Annotated in this window: 17 protein-coding genes and 1 tRNA gene; 8 read left to right on the top strand and 10 right to left on the bottom strand. The window is 61.7% G+C overall.

Going from position 1 to position 16,777, the window contains the following annotated elements:
• Positions 1 to 1,242: an argininosuccinate synthase gene (locus tag K1X12_RS03045; protein WP_220986164.1), complete on the bottom strand. Its 1,242-nt coding sequence runs from the start codon at positions 1,240 to 1,242 to the stop codon at positions 1 to 3.
• A gap of 174 nt (positions 1,243 to 1,416) precedes the next feature.
• Here K1X12_RS03045 and K1X12_RS03040 point away from each other — a divergent pair, with 174 nt between their 5' ends.
• From K1X12_RS03040 to K1X12_RS03030, 3 genes are read left to right on the top strand one after another with little or no spacing between them, the layout of a single operon-like run.
• Complete coding sequence (locus tag K1X12_RS03040) at positions 1,417 to 3,384, top strand: coiled-coil domain-containing protein (protein WP_220986163.1); 1,968 nt, start codon at positions 1,417 to 1,419, stop codon at positions 3,382 to 3,384.
• Positions 3,385 to 3,428: 44 nt separating this feature from the next.
• Positions 3,429 to 3,770: a DUF952 domain-containing protein gene (locus tag K1X12_RS03035; protein WP_220986162.1), complete on the top strand. Its 342-nt coding sequence runs from the start codon at positions 3,429 to 3,431 to the stop codon at positions 3,768 to 3,770.
• Positions 3,770 to 4,819, top strand: coding sequence for a quinone-dependent dihydroorotate dehydrogenase (locus tag K1X12_RS03030; RefSeq protein WP_220986161.1), 1,050 nt, complete (start codon positions 3,770 to 3,772; stop codon positions 4,817 to 4,819). Before K1X12_RS03035 ends, K1X12_RS03030 begins: the two co-directional genes overlap by 1 nt.
• Positions 4,820 to 4,834: 15 nt before the next feature.
• Here K1X12_RS03030 and K1X12_RS03025 read toward each other — a convergent pair whose 3' ends face one another.
• The 4 genes from K1X12_RS03025 to gluQRS form a co-directional block, all read right to left on the bottom strand.
• Positions 4,835 to 5,935 carry a Zn-dependent alcohol dehydrogenase gene (locus K1X12_RS03025; protein WP_220986160.1) on the bottom strand — a complete coding sequence of 367 codons (1,101 nt, stop codon included), beginning with the start codon at positions 5,933 to 5,935 and terminating at the stop codon, positions 4,835 to 4,837.
• Between the two features lie 112 nt (positions 5,936 to 6,047).
• Positions 6,048 to 7,637: an alkaline phosphatase gene (locus K1X12_RS03020; protein ID WP_220986159.1), complete on the bottom strand. Its 1,590-nt coding sequence runs from the start codon at positions 7,635 to 7,637 to the stop codon at positions 6,048 to 6,050.
• A 67-nt stretch (positions 7,638 to 7,704) separates the two neighbouring features.
• Positions 7,705 to 8,643 carry a DMT family transporter gene (locus K1X12_RS03015; RefSeq protein WP_220986158.1) on the bottom strand — a complete coding sequence of 313 codons (939 nt, stop codon included), beginning with the start codon at positions 8,641 to 8,643 and terminating at the stop codon, positions 7,705 to 7,707.
• Positions 8,640 to 9,485, bottom strand: a complete 846-nt coding sequence (gluQRS, locus tag K1X12_RS03010) for a tRNA glutamyl-Q(34) synthetase GluQRS (protein WP_220986157.1) — start codon at positions 9,483 to 9,485, stop codon at positions 8,640 to 8,642. Before gluQRS ends, K1X12_RS03015 begins: the two co-directional genes overlap by 4 nt.
• Before the next feature lie 79 nt (positions 9,486 to 9,564).
• On the opposite strand from gluQRS, the gene K1X12_RS03005 reads away from it, so the two are divergent.
• The gene (locus tag K1X12_RS03005) at positions 9,565 to 10,626 is read left to right on the top strand and encodes a hypothetical protein (RefSeq protein WP_220986156.1); all 1,062 of its coding nucleotides are present in this window, start codon (positions 9,565 to 9,567) and stop codon (positions 10,624 to 10,626) included.
• A 12-nt stretch (positions 10,627 to 10,638) separates the two neighbouring features.
• Here K1X12_RS03005 and msrA read toward each other — a convergent pair whose 3' ends face one another.
• Positions 10,639 to 11,289, bottom strand: a complete 651-nt coding sequence (msrA, locus tag K1X12_RS03000) for a peptide-methionine (S)-S-oxide reductase MsrA (RefSeq protein WP_220986155.1) — start codon at positions 11,287 to 11,289, stop codon at positions 10,639 to 10,641.
• Positions 11,290 to 11,407: 118 nt separating this feature from the next.
• On the opposite strand from msrA, the gene K1X12_RS02995 reads away from it, so the two are divergent.
• Together K1X12_RS02995 and K1X12_RS02990 are read left to right on the top strand one after the other, a co-directional pair.
• A tRNA-Ser gene (locus tag K1X12_RS02995) sits at positions 11,408 to 11,495 on the top strand.
• Between the two features lie 55 nt (positions 11,496 to 11,550).
• On the top strand, positions 11,551 to 12,255 hold the full coding sequence (locus K1X12_RS02990; protein WP_220986154.1) for a helix-turn-helix domain-containing protein: 705 nt from the start codon (positions 11,551 to 11,553) through the stop codon (positions 12,253 to 12,255).
• On the opposite strand, the gene K1X12_RS02985 is transcribed toward K1X12_RS02990, so the two are convergent.
• The 3 genes from K1X12_RS02985 to K1X12_RS02975 form a co-directional block, all read right to left on the bottom strand.
• Entirely contained in the window at positions 12,217 to 12,552 is a 336-nt protein-coding gene (locus K1X12_RS02985; RefSeq protein WP_220986153.1) for a DUF1801 domain-containing protein, read from the bottom strand. The genes K1X12_RS02990 and K1X12_RS02985 overlap by 39 nt on opposite strands.
• A gap of 7 nt (positions 12,553 to 12,559) precedes the next feature.
• The gene (locus K1X12_RS02980) at positions 12,560 to 12,949 is read right to left on the bottom strand and encodes a VOC family protein (protein ID WP_220986152.1); all 390 of its coding nucleotides are present in this window, start codon (positions 12,947 to 12,949) and stop codon (positions 12,560 to 12,562) included.
• Between the two features lie 316 nt (positions 12,950 to 13,265).
• Positions 13,266 to 13,934 (bottom strand): TetR/AcrR family transcriptional regulator, encoded by a 669-nt coding sequence (locus tag K1X12_RS02975; RefSeq protein WP_220986151.1) that lies wholly within the window; start codon positions 13,932 to 13,934, stop codon positions 13,266 to 13,268.
• Between the two features lie 164 nt (positions 13,935 to 14,098).
• On the opposite strand from K1X12_RS02975, the gene K1X12_RS02970 reads away from it, so the two are divergent.
• Together K1X12_RS02970 and K1X12_RS02965 are read left to right on the top strand one after the other, a co-directional pair.
• Positions 14,099 to 14,932: a sterol desaturase family protein gene (locus tag K1X12_RS02970; protein ID WP_220986150.1), complete on the top strand. Its 834-nt coding sequence runs from the start codon at positions 14,099 to 14,101 to the stop codon at positions 14,930 to 14,932.
• Between the two features lie 88 nt (positions 14,933 to 15,020).
• Entirely contained in the window at positions 15,021 to 15,449 is a 429-nt protein-coding gene (locus K1X12_RS02965) for a hypothetical protein (protein ID WP_220986149.1), read from the top strand.
• A 124-nt stretch (positions 15,450 to 15,573) separates the two neighbouring features.
• Here K1X12_RS02965 and K1X12_RS02960 read toward each other — a convergent pair whose 3' ends face one another.
• Entirely contained in the window at positions 15,574 to 16,593 is a 1,020-nt protein-coding gene (locus K1X12_RS02960) for a DUF2804 domain-containing protein (protein ID WP_220986148.1), read from the bottom strand.
• Between the last annotated feature and the right edge of the window lie 184 nt (positions 16,594 to 16,777).

Below are 16,777 nucleotides of genomic sequence, written 5' to 3'. Positions count from 1 at the left end.
TCAGTTCTTGCCGAACTTCCGGTCGCGGCCGGCCAGGAGGCGCAGGCGCAGGGCGTTCAGCTTGATGAAGCCGGCTGCGTCTTTCTGGTCGTAGGCGCCGTGATCGTCCTCGAAGGTGACGATCTTCTCCGAGTAGAGAGAATAGGGGCTGGAGCGGCCGATGAGGTAGGCCTGGCCCTTATAGAGCTTCAGCGTCACTTCGCCGGTGACGAAGCGCTGGGAATGGTCGATGGCGGCCTGCAGCATCTCGCGCTCCGGGCTCCACCAGAAGCCGTTATAGATGAGCTCCGCATAGCGCGGCATCAGCTCGTCCTTCAGGTGGGCGGCGCCCCGGTCGAGCGTTGCCTGCTCGATGCCGCGATGCGCCACCAGCAGGATCGTGCCGCCCGGCGTCTCGTAAATGCCGCGCGACTTCATGCCGACGAAACGGTTTTCCAGAAGGTCGAGCCGGCCAATGCCATGCTTCTTGCCGTATTCGTTGAGCTTGGTCAGCAGCGTCGCCGGCGACAGCGCTTCGCCATTGATGGCAACCGCGTCGCCTTTTTCAAAGCCGATGGTGATCACTTCGGCTTCGTCGGGCGCTTCTTCCGGGCTGATCGTGCGCATATGGACAAATTCCGGCGCCGCCTCTGCCGGGTTTTCCAGAACCTTGCCCTCGGAGGAGGAGTGGAGCAGGTTTGCGTCCACCGAGAAGGGCGCTTCGCCGCGCTTGTCCTTGGCGATCTCGATGCCGTGCTCTTCGGCGAATTTCAGAAGGTCGGTGCGCGATTTGAATGCCCAGTCGCGCCAGGGCGCGATCACCTTGATGTCCGGGTTGAGGCCATAATAGCCCAGCTCGAACCGGACCTGATCATTGCCCTTGCCGGTCGCGCCATGGCAGACGGCATCGGCGCCGACCATGTCGGCAATCTCGATCTGGCGCTTGGCGATCAGCGGCCGGGCAATCGAGGTGCCGAGCAGATAGACGCCTTCATAGACGGCATTGGCGCGGAACATCGGGAAGACGAAATCGCGGACGAATTCCTCGCGGACATCTTCGATGAAGATGTTTTCCGGCTTCACGCCGGCGGCGAGCGCCTTCTTGCGGGCCGGTTCCAGCTCCTCGCCCTGGCCGAGGTCGGCAGTGAAGGTGACGACTTCGCAGCCGAACTCCACCTGGAGCCATTTCAGGATGATCGAAGTGTCGAGGCCGCCGGAATAGGCAAGAACAACCTTTTTCGGGGCGGAAGCAGCTTTGGACATGGCGTTTCTGTCATCTTTCTGGGGGGAGAGAGGAGAAGTGTTGCCTTAAAGTCCCGCATCCCCGCTGGCAAGGCGGCGGCTTACAGGGAATTTTATGGTTTCCCGCCGATAGGTCCATTATAGTAAACTGGAAATAGGGGGCGCGTTAAGGATTGGCGCCTAGGAGATGGGCTGATGCTGCAGGAGCCGCTGATACCAGGTAATACCGCCGACGCGTCGTTCCGCGCGCGGCTGCGTGCCCGCGATGGCATGCGGCCCCAGTCGACGCTCGCCATTCTGGCCGGGTACGAGCCCAAGGAGATGGCCGCCGCCGAGATTGCGCCGCGCCCACGCGCGCCGCGGCCGGCGCCTGTTGCCGCAGCCCCGGTAACTACTGCCAAGCCTGTCGCTCCAGTGGCCGCCGCTGCGCCCGCGACCCGCCCGATTGAACCTGCCAACCGCCCTGATGCCTGGGCGCCGCCCGCAAGGCCCCAGCCTGTTCGCCCGCGTGAGGAAGTCCGCCGCGTGCCTGCGGTTGTCGTGCCGCCGGTCGAGGAAGTCATCGATACGGCTGAAGATGCCGCCGAAGAAGAGCGCCGCGAAACGGTCCTTGGCCGGTTCGGGGAATATTCCCAGCTCGCCTTTGCGGGCCTTGCGGTTCTCGGCCTTGCCGGTCTGTCGCTGCTCGCCATTGACAACACGTTGAAGGGCAAACCCGGCCTGCTGCCGGAAGAGGGGGACGATACTGTCCGCCGCGCCTCTGCCGATCCGGGCGCCGCTGTTGGCCCAGCCTCGGTTTCCGCCGTCGCTGTTCAGGAAGTCGCCACGCCTGCTGGCTCTGCGCCGCAGCCCTGGTTCGACTACAGCGGCGTTGCCGATTATCTCAAATCCCGTGTGGAAGCCCATCAGGCCGCAGAGCGTGACGCCGCGCGCCTGCAACAGGAAGAAGCCCAGCGCCTCGCTGCCGCCGCGATCGCGGATGCGGAAGCCGAGCGTCTTGCTTCCGTCGCCCGCGCTGAAGCTGATGCCCTCGCCACGCGCGACGCGGCCATCGAGGCTGAACGTCAGCGCCTTGCACGCGAAGAAGCCGAGCGGATCGCCAATGAAGAGGCCCAGCGTCTCGCCGCGCAGGCCGCTGCGGATGCCGCCGCCAAAGCCGAAGCCGACCGTCTGGCAAAGCTGGAAGCCGAACGGGCCGCCGCTGCGCTGGTTGAGCAGCGCCGTCTCGCCGAGCTCGAAGTTCAGCGTGCCGCTGAAGCCGAAGCACAACGGGTTGCCGAGCTGGAAGCGCGTCGCATCGCTGCTGAAGCCGAAGCAAAACGCCTCGCTGAGCTGGAAGCGAAGAAAGCTGCCGCCGCCGCCGAAGAAAAGCGCCTTGCGGATATCGCCGCCAAACGCGCCGCCGATGAGGAAGCCGCCCGGCTCGCCGCGCTCGACGCCAAGCGCGTGTCCGATGCGGCTGAAGCGCGGCGTCTTGCAGACATCGAGGCCAAGCGTCTTGCAGACGCCGAAGCGCGCAAACTTGCCGAAGCGAGCAAGCCGGTTGTTCTTGCCAGCGCGGTTCCAGCGCCCGCAAAGCCAATCATTCCACCGGGCGCAGCTTCGCTGAAGCCCGCTCGCTCGGATGTTCAGCCTTTGGTTTCTGCTGATCCGGCCCCGGTCACGCGCACTGCGCCCACCATCCTGACGGCTGGCGCGCCAGAAGTGCGCCCCTTCGTCGTCGGTCCGGCAAATGCACAGCGCGGCGCGGATGTCTTCCTCGGTGAGCGTGTAGCCCTGACAGCAGGCGCTGCGATCAATGTCGATGAAATGTCCGGCCTGCAGCAGCAGTTCGTCCGTCTGGTCGGTGCCAGCCCTGACGCAACGTTGCACCGCCTCTCAACGCCCGATGGCCGCCAGGTCGAGGTGACGTTTGAGCGGACGCAGCTTGTCGGAACCGCCCAGGCAAACCTGCGCACCGTGGGCTATTCGGCCGATACTTCAGCGCCTGTGACGCGGACTTATAGTGAGCAACCGGCAGTCAACGTATCGGTCATGTGCCGTGATGTGGCCTATGCCATTCCGGGGCAGGAGCGAGGCCGGTTCTCTGCCTGCCAGGGCGCTGATGGCCACTGGATGCTCGCGCGGACGGCTGCTTCGGTGGCCAGCGCCGGTCCGGTCTGAGGCGGCGGTTGCGCCGCGCGGGAAAGCCTGCAAAAGCAGAGAAGATGCAGAGCGCCGCTGTTTATAAGCTCCTCACAGAAGAGGAATGGAAAGCCGCTGAACAGGCAGGCCATGCCGCCAGTGCGCTCGATCTGGCCGATGGCTATGTCCATCTCTCCACGCGCGCGCAGCTTGCCGGAACAGCGGAGCGGTACTTCGCCGGAAAAGGCCGCGTGAAACTTTTGCAATTTGACAGCCAGGCAATTGCGCCTCTTCGCTGGGGACCGAGCCGGGGCGGTGATCTGTTCCCGCATCTTTACGCGCCCTTGGAAATTGCACGCGCTGAAGCGGCATGGTGGCTGGAGCCAGACCAGGGCGGCGTGCCAATCCTGCCGGAGGAAATCTGATGATCGCATCAACCGGAGCCCGGCTTGCCCGTTTGCTGCCGCCGGAAACGGCTCACACGCTGACGATCCGGATGCTGACATACGGTGCCGGTGTGCCGCCACATGCGCCCGATCTGCCGGTGTCGACGCGGGTGGAGCTTCCCAGATCCGGCCTGCGGCTTTGTTCGCCCGTTGGCCTGGCGGCGGGGTTCGACAAGAATTGTGAAGTGCCAGAGGCGATGGCGAAGTTCGGATTCGGTTTTGTCGAATGCGGAACCGTGACGCCGAAACCGCAGCCCGGCAACCCCAAGCCGCGCCTATTTCGTCTGACCGAAGACCGCGCGGTGATCAACCGGATGGGCTTCAACAATTTCGGGCTCGACTATTTCGTCCGCCGTCTGGAGAAATATTCCCATGCGGTCCCGATTGGCGCCAATGTGGGCGCCAACAAGGACAGCGATGACCGGATCGGCGATTATGTGACGGGCATTGAGGCGGTGGCGCCCCATGCCAGCTACATTACGATCAACATCTCCTCGCCGAATACGCCGGGTTTGCGCGGCCTGCAGGACAAGGCATCCTTGTCCCAGCTGCTTTCGCGCTGCGGCGGCGCAGACCGGAAAGACCTGCCGGTCTTCCTGAAGCTTGCGCCGGATCTTGATGCAGAAGCGATCGCAGACATCTGCTCCGTCGTGAAAGCAGAAGGCGCCTGGCTGTCCGGACTTATCATTTCGAACACGACGCTCGCCCGGCCGCCAAGCCTGCACAGCGAAGACAAGTCGGAAGCCGGTGGTCTTTCCGGAGCGCCATTGCTTCATCCGTCAACGGAAGTGCTTCGCCAGTTTGCGCGGACACTCGATGGCGCGTTCGACCTGATCGGGGCAGGGGGGATCGGCAGTGGACGCGACGCCTATGCAAAGATCCGCGCAGGCGCCTCGGCGGTGCAGCTCTATTCGCTCATGGTGTATGAAGGGCCTGCGCTCGCCAAGAAGGTCGCGCGGGAACTCTCTCATTGCCTCGCGGAAGATGGCTATTCGACCCTTGCCGACGCAGTCGGCAAGGATCTCTAGCGCGGGCATACAAAGCTAGTCCAGCACGACGACTTGACGGGCAACGGAACCCTTATTGTCCTTGAGGTTCTGCATCGCGGCGGTGATGCCATCCAGCCCGATGCGATCAGAGATCAAATCGTCGAGGTGCAGGCGGCCTTGTTTGTAAAGGTCCACAAGGCGGGGAAAGTCGATCCGGAACCGGTTGGAACCCATCACGGCGCCTTGCAGACGCTTTTCCGTGACCAGAAGTTCGATGCCGGGAATCTCGATATTTACCCCCGGCTGGATCATTCCGATCACGGTGGCGACACCCCGTGGACGGAGCATGTGGTAGGCCATTTCGGCTGTCTGCTTGGCGCCGACGCATTCGAAGGAATAGTGAACGCCGCCCTTGGTCAGCTCCTTGACGGCCTCGATGGCGTTCACTTTGGTCGGGTTGATCACATCGGTTGCACCAAAGCGGGTGGCGAGTTGCAGTTTCTCATCCGAAAGGTCGACTGCGATGATCCGGCTTGCCCCGGCAATTGCAGCGCCATTGATAGCGGCAAGGCCGACGCCGCCACAGCCGACGACGGCAACGGTTGATCCAGGCTCGACTTGCGCCGAATGAAAGACGGAGCCCACGCCGGTGATTACGCCGCAGCCGATGAGGCAGGCCCGGTCCATCGGCATGTCCTTGTCGATCACGCAGAGCGTATTTTCATGCACGAGGATCTGCTCAGCAAAGGATGAGAGGTTCAGGAACTGGCCGACCTTTTCCTTGCCGATAGAGAGGCGGGGCGCTTCGGTGACGCTACGCTGAAACTGGTCGCGGTTCACCGTATGGCAGACGGACATATGGCCGGTCAGGCAATATTCGCAGGTGCCACAGAACGGCGAGAGAATGGAGATCACATGGTCGCCCGGCTTTACAGCGGAGACCATGGAGCCGACGGCTTCCACGACGCCAGCGCTTTCGTGCCCGAGGATGACGGGGAGTTCTGCCGGGAAAGCGCCGTCCCAGAAGTGAACGTCGGAATGGCAGACGCCCATGGCCTTGAGACGAACGAGCACTTCGCGCGGTCCCGGCTTTGAGATCGTTACCTCTTCGATCGACAATGGCGCCTTCGGCGCCCGCATTACGGCGGCTTTCATGGCTTGGTTTTCCTCCCGGTTTTCTTGTTGGGAGGAAGTCTCGCGCAAGGCTGTGTTTTTGGCCAGAGTGACGCAAGGTGAGGGGCGCGTGGCCACCCCACCTCGCTTGAGATTACTCTTCGGTCGCCGGTGCCGGGATGAGGCCAATAGCGCGGCCCATCACGTGGAAAAGTTCGTTCTGCTCAATCACGCCCGAGATCAGCATCGAGCCCGGGCCCGAGGCAAAGGCGGCAACATCTTCGCCGCCATGCGTTTCCGAATAGAGCGGAACGAGCGACTGCTGGCGGAAGTCTGGCGCCATCGTGTCCACGCCCGTCAGGTCATAGCGTTTGCAGTCGTAGATCGGCTTGCCCTCTTCATCTTTGCCAGTTTCGCGGCAGGCGCCCGGGCCGTTGGCATAGCTCAGCGTTGTGTAGGGCAGTCCGTCTGCGCCAAGCGAGCCGCCTTCGGCAGAAGCGCCAGCGGTAACAAGGCCGAGGATCGGGTTGCCGCGCTGCGGATAGCCGTTGATCGTGAAAGTGTGGGAATGGTCCGCCGTCACGATGATCAAGGTATCTTCCGCATTCGTCATTTCGAGTGCTGCGGCAATGGCGGCGTCGAAGGCGAGCGTGTCTTCCAGCGCGCGGATTGCGTTGCCGGCATGGTGGGCGTGGTCGATCCGTCCGCCTTCAACCATCAGGACAAAGCCTTCATCGTTGCGGGCGAGGCGCGTAATCGCCGCCCGGGTCATCGCTTCGAGCGACGGCTCGCCAGCGGTATCCTGCTCGCGGTCGAGTTCGTACTGCATGTGCGAGGGCTCAAACAGGCCAAGCACTTTGATGTCGGAGTCGAAGTTGACGGCATCGAAGCCGGCCTGATCGGTGAAGGTTGCCCGGTCGCCGCCTTTGGTGGCCCATTCTTCCATCAGGTTGCGGCCATCGGCGCGGTCGCCGGTCTGATCGGTATATTCCGGGTCCTGAGTTTCCTTGGGAAGGAATTTGGAGCGGCCGCCGCCCATGATGACATCGAAGTCGCTCGCGGCGCCTTCGATCAGCTGGCGGGCGATGTCCTTGCAGGTGTCAGAAGAGGCGCCGCGCATATCGCTGTCGGCTTCCCAGTTGCGGTGGGGAACTTTGGCATAGGTCGAGCCAGGGGTGGCGTGCGTGATACGCGCCGTTGAGATGACGCCGGTGGCGAGGCCAGAGCGATAGGCCAGTTCAAAGATCGTGTCGGCTTCATTGCCCGGTACGCTGGCGCAGTTGCCGAAATTGACTGCGCCGGACACGCCGAGGAAGCCGGATTTGGTTTTGAGGCCGGCAGTCATCGCCGTCGCCGTCGCTGCAGAGTCGGCGACCTGGTAGTCATGGCTGTAGGTTTTCGAAAGCGCGGAGGAGGGCAGCGTTTCCATGGCGAGACGGTAGCTCTCGCCATCAACGCCGGCAGACTGGCCCGCATAGATGCGCGCCGCCGTGATGGTCGAAATGCCCATACCGTCGCCGATGAAGAGAATGATGTTCTTGGCGGGCTTGATGCCGCGTTGGGCGATACGAGTGTCCACGGCTTCTGCGGCCTTGGTGTAGTAGGCGTCCCCGGCCTGGATCGGCAGGATCGGTTCGTGCGCAGGCGCCGCGCTGGTGAGCGATGTGTTGCCGGTGGCAACAGCAGCAGCACAGGCGGTGGCTAGGGCGAGCGAGGAAACAAGGGCGGCGACGGCCAGGCGCATGAGGGCCTCCTTCGAGCGATGGTCACGAAGGAAGCGCCTTAAACCAAACAGATGACAGTTGCGAGACCTAAGCGGCCTGGTTGCGCGGCGCGCGCTCGCGCTGGGCCAGCCAGACAGCGACAAGGATGGTCGCTGCGCCGGCTGCCTGCAAAGCGGTCAGGGGTTCCTCGAAAAGTTTCCAGGCCACTGCAGCGGCGACCACCGGCTGGGACAGGACGAGGATGCCCGCGACGGAAGTTCGTGTCCAGCCAAGGCCGGACACGATGAGGCCTTGTCCCATGACATGTGCGACAACGGCGAGCAGCAGCGGAATGATGAAGCCGTTCGGCGTGAGCGGGACCGGGCGCTCTCCTGCCAGCTGCACCATCAGGAAAGCGACAATGGATTCGGTCACGCTGAGCCAGAAGATCGCTTCGATGCCGCTGAGGTTGCGCCGGCCGAGCTTGGAACACAACATGTAACCGGCGACGAAACAGGCGGCCGCGAGCGCGAAGAGGTCGCCCTTCAGGCCACCATTGTGCAGGCCGGGTCCGCCCAGCGAGAGGGCCGCTGCGCCTGCGACAGCGAGTGCGGCTGCCACGAACCAGACATTCGCCGGCCGTTCGCGCAGGAAAAACCAGGCGACAAGTCCTGCGCAGACATTGCCGAGGTTCACGATGAAAGTGGCGTTCGACACGCTCGTCATCGTCAGGGCCCAGTGCCAGAGGCCGATGTCGATGGCGAAGAAGGTTCCCGCCAGGATGATGAACAGGTTGGGCGGCCGGGGCAGGCGCCGGCGGATGAGCAGCACGAGTGCAAACAGGATTGGCGTCGCGAAGATGTAGCGCCACATGGCGATCGCCTGGGGCCCGAGTTCATTGCCGAACTGTTCGACGCCGATGCGCAGGCCGATCGGCGCAAAGCCAATGCAGACGCCGCCGCTGAGCACCATCAGCGGGCCAAGCCAGCTCCGGCTGGCGGGTAGGGAAATGACGTCTGGCACAGCGGCCTGGGAGGAGTCAGTCATGCGGGCGCTGTCATGGACCGGATATCCTCTGGCGTCATCCCCTCTGAGCGGTACTGGTCCAGACTTTTGTCAGCGTTGCGCTTCGACAGTTTCCGCCCGTCTGCGCCCAGCATCAAAGGGTGGAAACGGTACACCGGCTGCGGCCAGCTCATCAAAGCCTGCAACATTGCATGGATGGCGGTCACGTCCCGCAGGTCTTCTCCCCGCACAACATGGGTAATGCCCTGCAAGGCATCATCATGGCAGCAGGCGAGGTGATAGCTGGCGGGCGTATCCTTCCGGGCGAGCACAACATCCCCGAAGGGCGCCGGATCGGCGCGGACTATCCGGGGTCCAGCTAGTGTTTCCTCGGTGTAGGCAAGGGAGGCCCATTGGGCACCGAGCTCGGCGCGGGCCCTTTCCAGCGACAGGCGCCAGGCGAAGGGCGCGTTTCGGGCCAGCCGTTCAGCTTCTTCCGTGGCAGGCAATGGCCGGCTGACAAAGGCCGCCTCGTCGGGATCTGCACCTGCCGGCAGGCTTGCGGCGATTTCCCGGCGTGTGCGGAAGCAGCGATAGATCAACCCGCGCGCCCGAAGTGTGTCCAGAACGGCACGGTATTCAGCAAAATGCTCCGACTGCCGGCGAACGGGCCCATCCCATTCCAGGCCGAGCCAGCGCAAATCCTCCAATATTGCCGCTTCAAACGCAGGTTTGCAGCGGGTCTGGTCGATGTCCTCAATCCTCAGGCGAATTTTTCCGCCTGCTGCCTGCGCAGCAGCCCACACATTGAAAGCGGAGACGGCATGCCCAAGATGCAGGCGGCCGGTTGGCGAAGGCGCAAAACGCGTGAGATAACCAGACATCGGCGCCCTTAGCGGAGTTTCTCTGTTGCAAGAGTATTGCAGGAAACGTATCGCCTTGAACCAGATGAGGTAAACTCCGATGTCGATCTCCGGATGGGCTCACACTGCTGAAAGCTGGATCCTGACACACGTGCCGGGCGCGGACTGGCTCGTGCTGTTTGGCGCAGGTATGGCCGTTGTCGGCGCTTTGTTGCTGGCAGTCTGGCTATTGCGTATTGCTATTCGGGCCGCTGGCGTCCTCTCCAATGAAGGCAAGGCACGCGCCGCCCGTGCGCGCAAAGCGCCGGGTTTCCGTATCCTGATCGCGCCGCCGGCCGGTGATCGGCCCGTTGGCAAATGGCTTGAAGGCGCGCTGTCGCAATTCCTGCCGATCTTTGCCTTTGGGGCACCTTTCAGCCTTGTTTCAATGGGTGTTCTCAAAGGTGGCCTCGAAGCGGCGACCATTGCTCGTGCGCGCAAGCGCATGGCGACGGCGGACGCGGACCTGTTCCTGTGGGCCAGCCGAACAGGCAAGGGAGAGCGTGGCCTCGAACTGCACGGCATCAGCCGTGGTGGTGGCCTGTCTGCGGCGGAAGCTCGCCTGTTCACGATCGCACTTCCCGGTGACCGGAGGCTGCGCAATGAAGACTTGGCGCGGGCGGCAGCCTACCTGCTGACCAAGCAGCTGCAGCCCTCACTTAGCGATCCGCAGGCGTTCCGCGCAGAAAAGATCAGCCAACTTGCTCTGGAGCTGGACGCACTGCTTGCAGGCGAACCTGCGATTTCCAAAACGCTGCGCAGCGAGATCGAGGCCGATTTTTGCGCTGCCGGCGTGCGCGTTGCTGAGGAACTTGGCGATGTGACGGCGCTCGACAAGGTCATCGTGATGCGTCGCAAGCATCTGGAAGCGGCCAGTGATGCCGCCGATACAGGCCGGGTCATTCAGGCGCGCCTGGATCTGGGGCGCGCGCTGATTGTGCGTGCTGAGAAACGGTTCGACCAGAACGTTGTGCGCGAGGCTGTTGCCCAACTGTCGCTGGCAGTTGAGGGCCTTCGGGCAGATCCGATGATCCTGCGCGCCCAATCAGCGTCTGACGCCCTGTTCAAGGCGCAGTCGATGATCGAGTCGCGCAAGCGCTTCTCTCTGAACTTCGGTTCCTGATTTCTGTCGCGCTCAGGCAGGCTGAGGCAGGGGACAGCTGATGCCCGTGCCGCCGATCCCGCAATAGCCGTTGGGGTTCTTCGCCAGGTATTGCTGGTGGTAATCCTCGGCCAGATACACTTCGCCGCGCGGTTTTACTTCCGTCGTCACCGGCTCGCGATGGCCAGAAGCACTGAGGACGGCCTCATAATCAGCAATCATCTGCCGGGCCGTCGCCTCCTGTTCGGAAGAAACATAATAGATTGCAGAGCGGTACTGCGTGCCGATGTCGTTGCCCTGGCGCATGCCCTGCGTTGGGATGTGGCTTTCCAGGAATAGCTTTACCAGAGCCGTGAAGCTGATCTCTTTGGGGTCAAACTGCACTTCGACAATCTCGGTATGACCGGTCTTACCGGAGCAGACTTCCTCATAGGTCGGGTTCGGTGTGATGCCGCCAGCATAGCCGACCCGCGTCAACCAGACGCCCGGCGTCTGCCAGAAGATGCGCTCAGCGCCCCAGAAGCAGCCGAGCCCGAAGATCGCCGTTTCAAAGCCTTCCGGCGTTTCAGCCTGAAGGGGGCGGCCGAACACAAAGTGGGTGATGGCGGTCGGAATTGCGGCCGGGCGGCCCTTCAGGGCGGTCTCGGCGGTGGGGAGGTCTAGGTTTTTCTTCATGAAGAACATGGGAGCGCCTTTCTTCTCTGGCCCGGATATGGGGATTGATGCGTTTTCTGGCAATCACACGCTTGCGGGCGGGCGGGTCATCCGGTATCTCGCTCGCTTCCTGCTCGCGGGCCGGAACGGAGAGGTGGCCGAGTGGTCGAAGGCGCACGCCTGGAAAGTGTGTAGACGGCAACGTCTCCAGGGTTCGAATCCCTGTCTCTCCGCCAGCCCCCGCCGATTGCCACCGCTGCATCGGTCTGGATCAATGGCAGCTATTCGTTCATGCTGACTGGCATGGCCGCATTGACCCAAGCCAACTCGCCCCGTGTTCATCGCTGGACCTACACTGCCGAGGCCGAAGAAGTCTCGGTGGTTCTTCCGGATGGGTGTGTCGATCTGGTCGTCTTGTCCTGCGGCAGCAGGGGACGCGAAGTTCTTCACGTCACTGACTGGGATTTTGCGCCAAGGCTGGTCAGGCTCGACGCAGGAACCTGCCTGACTGGATATCGGCTACAGCCTGGCACCACCCTGGACCTTGCCGAAATCGAGATCGCGGGCCGTGATGTTTCGACTCTCGAGACAGAGATCGACGACCTCGCACGGCATGACCAAGAGGTCTCGGAGATTATCGATGCCCTTTGTTTGACGGGCAACAGTGTTCATCGCGTGGCCCGCCTACAGGGCGTATCGGAAAGAACGCTGCAGCGTCGGTTCAGGGACCTGTCTCTCCCGATTCCGGCCTTCTGGCGCCAGTTGGGGCGGGCCCGGCAGGCGGTTCAGGCCTTGCCGTCTCGCGTTCCGCTTGCCGAGATCGCGGCACACTACGGCTACAGCGACCAGGCCCACATGACGCGAGAGTTCGTGCGGTGGTTTGGCCGCACGCCCGTCCAACTTCGCCGGAACCCGGCTGCCTTGGCCGATCTGGCGCAACCCGGGCTTGGCAACTGGTCAGGGGAGATCAGCCTGAAGATCGCGGGCTTGGCGTAGGAAATCCTCGCATCGCTTTCTGGCGATGTCGGACAGGCTGGCAAGCTTGATGTGACGCCGATGCTTTCCTGCGCCTTCGAGCACCTTCTCCGGATCGTCCAGCTGGGCACCGTTGGTGAACGCTAGGGAGACGTGGCTCGTGTAGGCAAAGATCCCGCAGAACTCCGATTTGGGCTGCCCGGGAACGCTCTCGACCATGGTCCTACCGTATTTCGCGGCAAAGGCCACCTTCGGCTCGACCGTCACGACAATGGCCTTTAACTGCGCGACAATCTCAGCTGTTTCCTGCGCGTCCATGGTGGTCTCAACCCGGCAACCGCACTGCTGTGCAGATTTCGATCAGATATCCGTTTGGGTCCGCCACATAGCACGTTGTTTGCCCCCATGGCTCATCGCGCATGTCCTGAATGAGCGTGGCACCCGCGTCGATGGCTCGTCGAAGGGCAGAGGCCACATCGTCGGTCTCGAAAGCGATCTCGAACGTGGGGGCGTCAGCGCTTGGGGAAGCCGGGTTTTTGTCCAACTGGCGCATGAGTTCTCTTGAGGAAAACGCCAGTTTGGTTTCCCCCGTTATCAACTCACCATAGTCACCACCTTCGTGAAGGAACCCACGTTTCAAGTTAAATGCTCTCTGGAAGAAGTCGAGCGACGACGGGACATTGTCCACGTAGAGAATCGTGTAGCGAAAGATCATGTGAGGCGTCTCCAACACTGCCACTACAATGCTAATCCACGTAGGGAGGGTGGTCTTGAAGAAAGCCGACATTTCAGAGGGCTATGGCGTAGGTGTAGTTCTCGGTTTCGCCGTTTTCGGCCAGTCCCGCAGTGAACCCGACAGTCAGACGTACTCAGGGCGCCATGGCCATTGAAGGCGCTGGTGCTCTTGAACGCTTCCTTCCAGATTGACCCGTCGCGCGACCCGTTTGAGGCGAGGGCAAGCTGGGCGTTGGGAAAACTACCCGGTATCCCTTATCGTCCATCCCTGAGAGGCCTGGATGACTTCGCGGTATTCAGGCGCGGGGCTTTGCCCGGAGCTTCTTGAATTCCGTCTCACCCTGGAAAGACACCGGTGCGAGCAGCGCGGCGGTAATCATGTCGATCAGAGTTTCGACCTGCAGCGAGAACTCCGGGGACTGTCCGACCTGTTCAGCCTCGAACATGGCAAGGCTACTGACGCACTGATCCGCAGCGATCAGCAGGCGTTGCCGTATAATCAGCTCCGGCAATCCCGATATCAGCCCGCTGAGGGCTTCGATGGCCTGGAACCAGCCGCTCATCAAGGGCCAGGGGGCGAGCTTAAGAACCATCTGTTTCTCCCGCGTCGCGCGGCTGAGGAACTGCAGATAATGATTCCCCTCAGCGCGGGGGCGTAGTTCTTCAGCCAGCGGCCAGACGAGCACAGACACCAGCGAGCGGATCTGCGTGTCTTTTGCTGTCGCGATCTCTTCCAGCATCGCGAGGCGTCGCGGGTTGATATTCTGCATCCTGTTCTCGAACACTGCCTCGACCAGCCGGTCGCGGGTGCCGAAGTGGTATTGGATGGCCGAGCCGTTTTTCTGTTTTGCCGCGTCACTGATCTGCCGGAAGGACGCGCCGTGTAGTCCATACTCCGCGAACAGCTGCTCAGCGGCGAGGATGAGGGCGGTCCGGCCATCGAGTGTCTCGGTTCTTGCGGGCAAGTCGGCGTCCTCATCGATGCAGAAGTTCAGGGCGAGAACCTATCAATACCAGCAGCTTTACATTTAATGCAAATGCATTAAATTGACTTCGAAGATCGGGGGAGGCGGCATAAAAAGGCCGGACCGATCGGTGTTGAATTCCCATTTCGGAGAGGCGGAACCCCATGCCTGAACATACGATCACACTGGCGGATGCCGGGTGGATATACATCGCAACGCTCGCAATTCTCATTGGTGAAGCAGTGACGGGGCAGTTGAAGGATTGCACCCGGCGTGACTTTGGCCTGACACTTCTGTGCTTCCTGACCAACTCGGCGGTAACCCGGCCGCTATTCGGGCTTGGGGCTGGCATGCTGGCCGCCTGGTTGGTGCCAGCTTATGCGGGGGCAGGGGCAAGCATTCCGCTCCGGTTGTCCATCCTCATCACTTTCGTGGCTATGGAGTTTGTCTTTTACTGGGTTCATCGCTGGTCGCATGAAGGCCAGAAGATGGGGCACTGGCTTAACTGGTTGTGGAAGATCCATCGCACACATCATTCGGCGACGGAGATCAATGTAACGGTCGTCCAGCGCCAGAACATCTTCTGGGCATTGTTCACGCCGCACATCTGGATGGTGGCTCTGTTCGTGTATTTCGGGATGGAATCCGGCGTCGCGGTCTCGCTGATCGTTCTCTATATCTGGAATACGCTGACGCACATGCACTGGCGCGTTGACGATCGCGCGCTCACGAACCCGGCATTCCGTGGACTGATGCACATCATCATCACGCCCAGTATGCATCATGCTCACCATGGCTATGGCAAGAACGGGAAGATGTACAAGAACTATGGGCTCTGCCTGTCAGTGTTCGACTGGATGTTCGGAACCCTGTACCTGCCGGATGGAAAGCCGTCCCGGTACGGTGTACCCGGCGAACAGCCCCATTGGGTGGAAGAGGCGTTCTATCCGCTGAACCATCTGGTTCCGGGCAAAAAGAAGAAGGCAGCGGAGGCCTGAACAATTGGGGTTGGGGGTGGGCGCGGCGTTGACCGGCCTGCGGATAGGCAGCAAACTGTCTGTCACCTCAGTCTTCGGAGACCGGTAGATGCGCCAAACCCGATCACTTCTTCGCCCTTTTGCTCTTGCGGCGCACCTCCTGTTGGCTCCTTCCGCCATTGCCCAGGGAAGTTTCGCAACGACGGATCAATCCAAGATCGTGATGGAAGAGAGCCGGATGGAGGTCTCCGATGGCAAGGTGCAGACCTCCAATTCTTCCAAGGTGAAGGTGGAGCAGAGTGGGATTGCAGTGCAGGGGGGGAAGGTTCCGGCACCAAATCAGAGCAGCATCAAGAAGCCTCAGGGGAACATCTCCGTAACGGGAGGCAGCGTGAAGGTGAGCGAGACCGCGCAATCGGTGAAACCTCCAGAGAGCGAGATTAAGGTTACAAGTTCTGGCGTATCAGTGACGGAAACGTCAAAGGTGAAGACACCAACGGCCAGCAAAATTCGGGTTAAAGAGAAAGGCGAAGATTAAGCCGTCCGGGAGGGAAGGTGCTCACCAGCCTATCGCATTCAAATGCAACAGCGGAAGGCCGTCAGGAAACAGACGGGTGGTTGTGATCGTGACGTCGTTCAATGTGTCCTGATCTTCCATAGGCTTACCACCGATTGCGGACTTCCTCGGCAAAGCCCGGCAAGCGTTCGACATGGAAAAGGCTGCCATCATCGAGGCCGACATTGCCGGAGAAGTGGCCGAACACCTGATCCTGCGCCGTTTTGAAAATCCCGAGATTGGTAGTGTGATGCCTGTTTACGGCAGGTTTGAAATCCATCGTGAAGCGACCGTCATTGCTGGAGAATTTCCACGGCGCTTCATCGAGTTTGCCGCAAGGCATGTGGAAGGTTACCTGATCGAGCTTGTGCGCCTTGCCATTGAGGAAGAACATGTTCTCACTGGCCGCTGACGTGTCGCCGAAGCCATAGCCGATGTTGAAGCCGATAACGTCTTTGCCTTGGCGCCCCGAGGCTGATCCCCAATACCAGGTGTTGCTATAGGTCCAGACACCGCGGCCCCAGTCGAGCACACCGTAGGCGGCGGTCGGGGTGAAGGCGAAAGTCTCTCCGCCTACGGTGATTTTGCCTTCGGCAGGCAGGCAGTTGATCTTCTGATTGTAGTAGAAGGCTTTCGGCGCGCGCGGGAAGGGGGTGGCAATGACCATTCGGTCCATCGGCGGCTGCGCGAGCCAGAGTTCACCGGAGAGGCCGGCGCCGTTGTCGAAACCGGGGGCATCCACTTTCAGCCTGCGCCCACCCGCCTCATGGCGGAAGGCCAGGGATACGCCGGATGCTGACTGGTCGATATCTCCGCTGTCGGCGCTGGCGGGTAGGTTCATTTTTCCCATCGGCCAGAATGTTGCGGCACCGTGATTGGTCGCTTTGCGTGCGCGAAGGTCTATCCAGGAAACACCAAGGAAGCCGAGATAGCCATTATCGGCAACGGTGAGGGCGAGGCCGTATTCTGGCGTCAGGATGCAGTAATAGTCCCACTCTTTAATGCGCAGGGCGTTGGCGCGTATGGCGGCGCGATCATAGCTGCGAACCTCGGAATTGCTCCAGCCACACTCTGCGAGGTGTCCCTTCGCGTCGAGCAGGGGGCCTGTTCCCATCTTCTTCTGCATGATTGTCCCTCCGTGACGCTTCCGTCACTTTTAGTGGCCGTTGCGGGAGGGTGTGTCCAGTGGGCGCGGCCGGGAGGAGTGCCGGCCGCGCTGCAGCTAAAGATCAGCGAGGCGCGACACAGGCCGGGCATAACCATGACGGGAAGTTTAGCCGGCCGTGGACGCCGGGCGCTGGCTGGCGTAA

The organism is Hyphomonas sediminis (assembly GCF_019679475.1).
Taxonomy (GTDB): domain Bacteria; phylum Pseudomonadota; class Alphaproteobacteria; order Caulobacterales; family Hyphomonadaceae; genus Hyphomonas; species Hyphomonas sediminis.
This window is presented reverse-complemented; position numbering and strand designations above follow the sequence as displayed.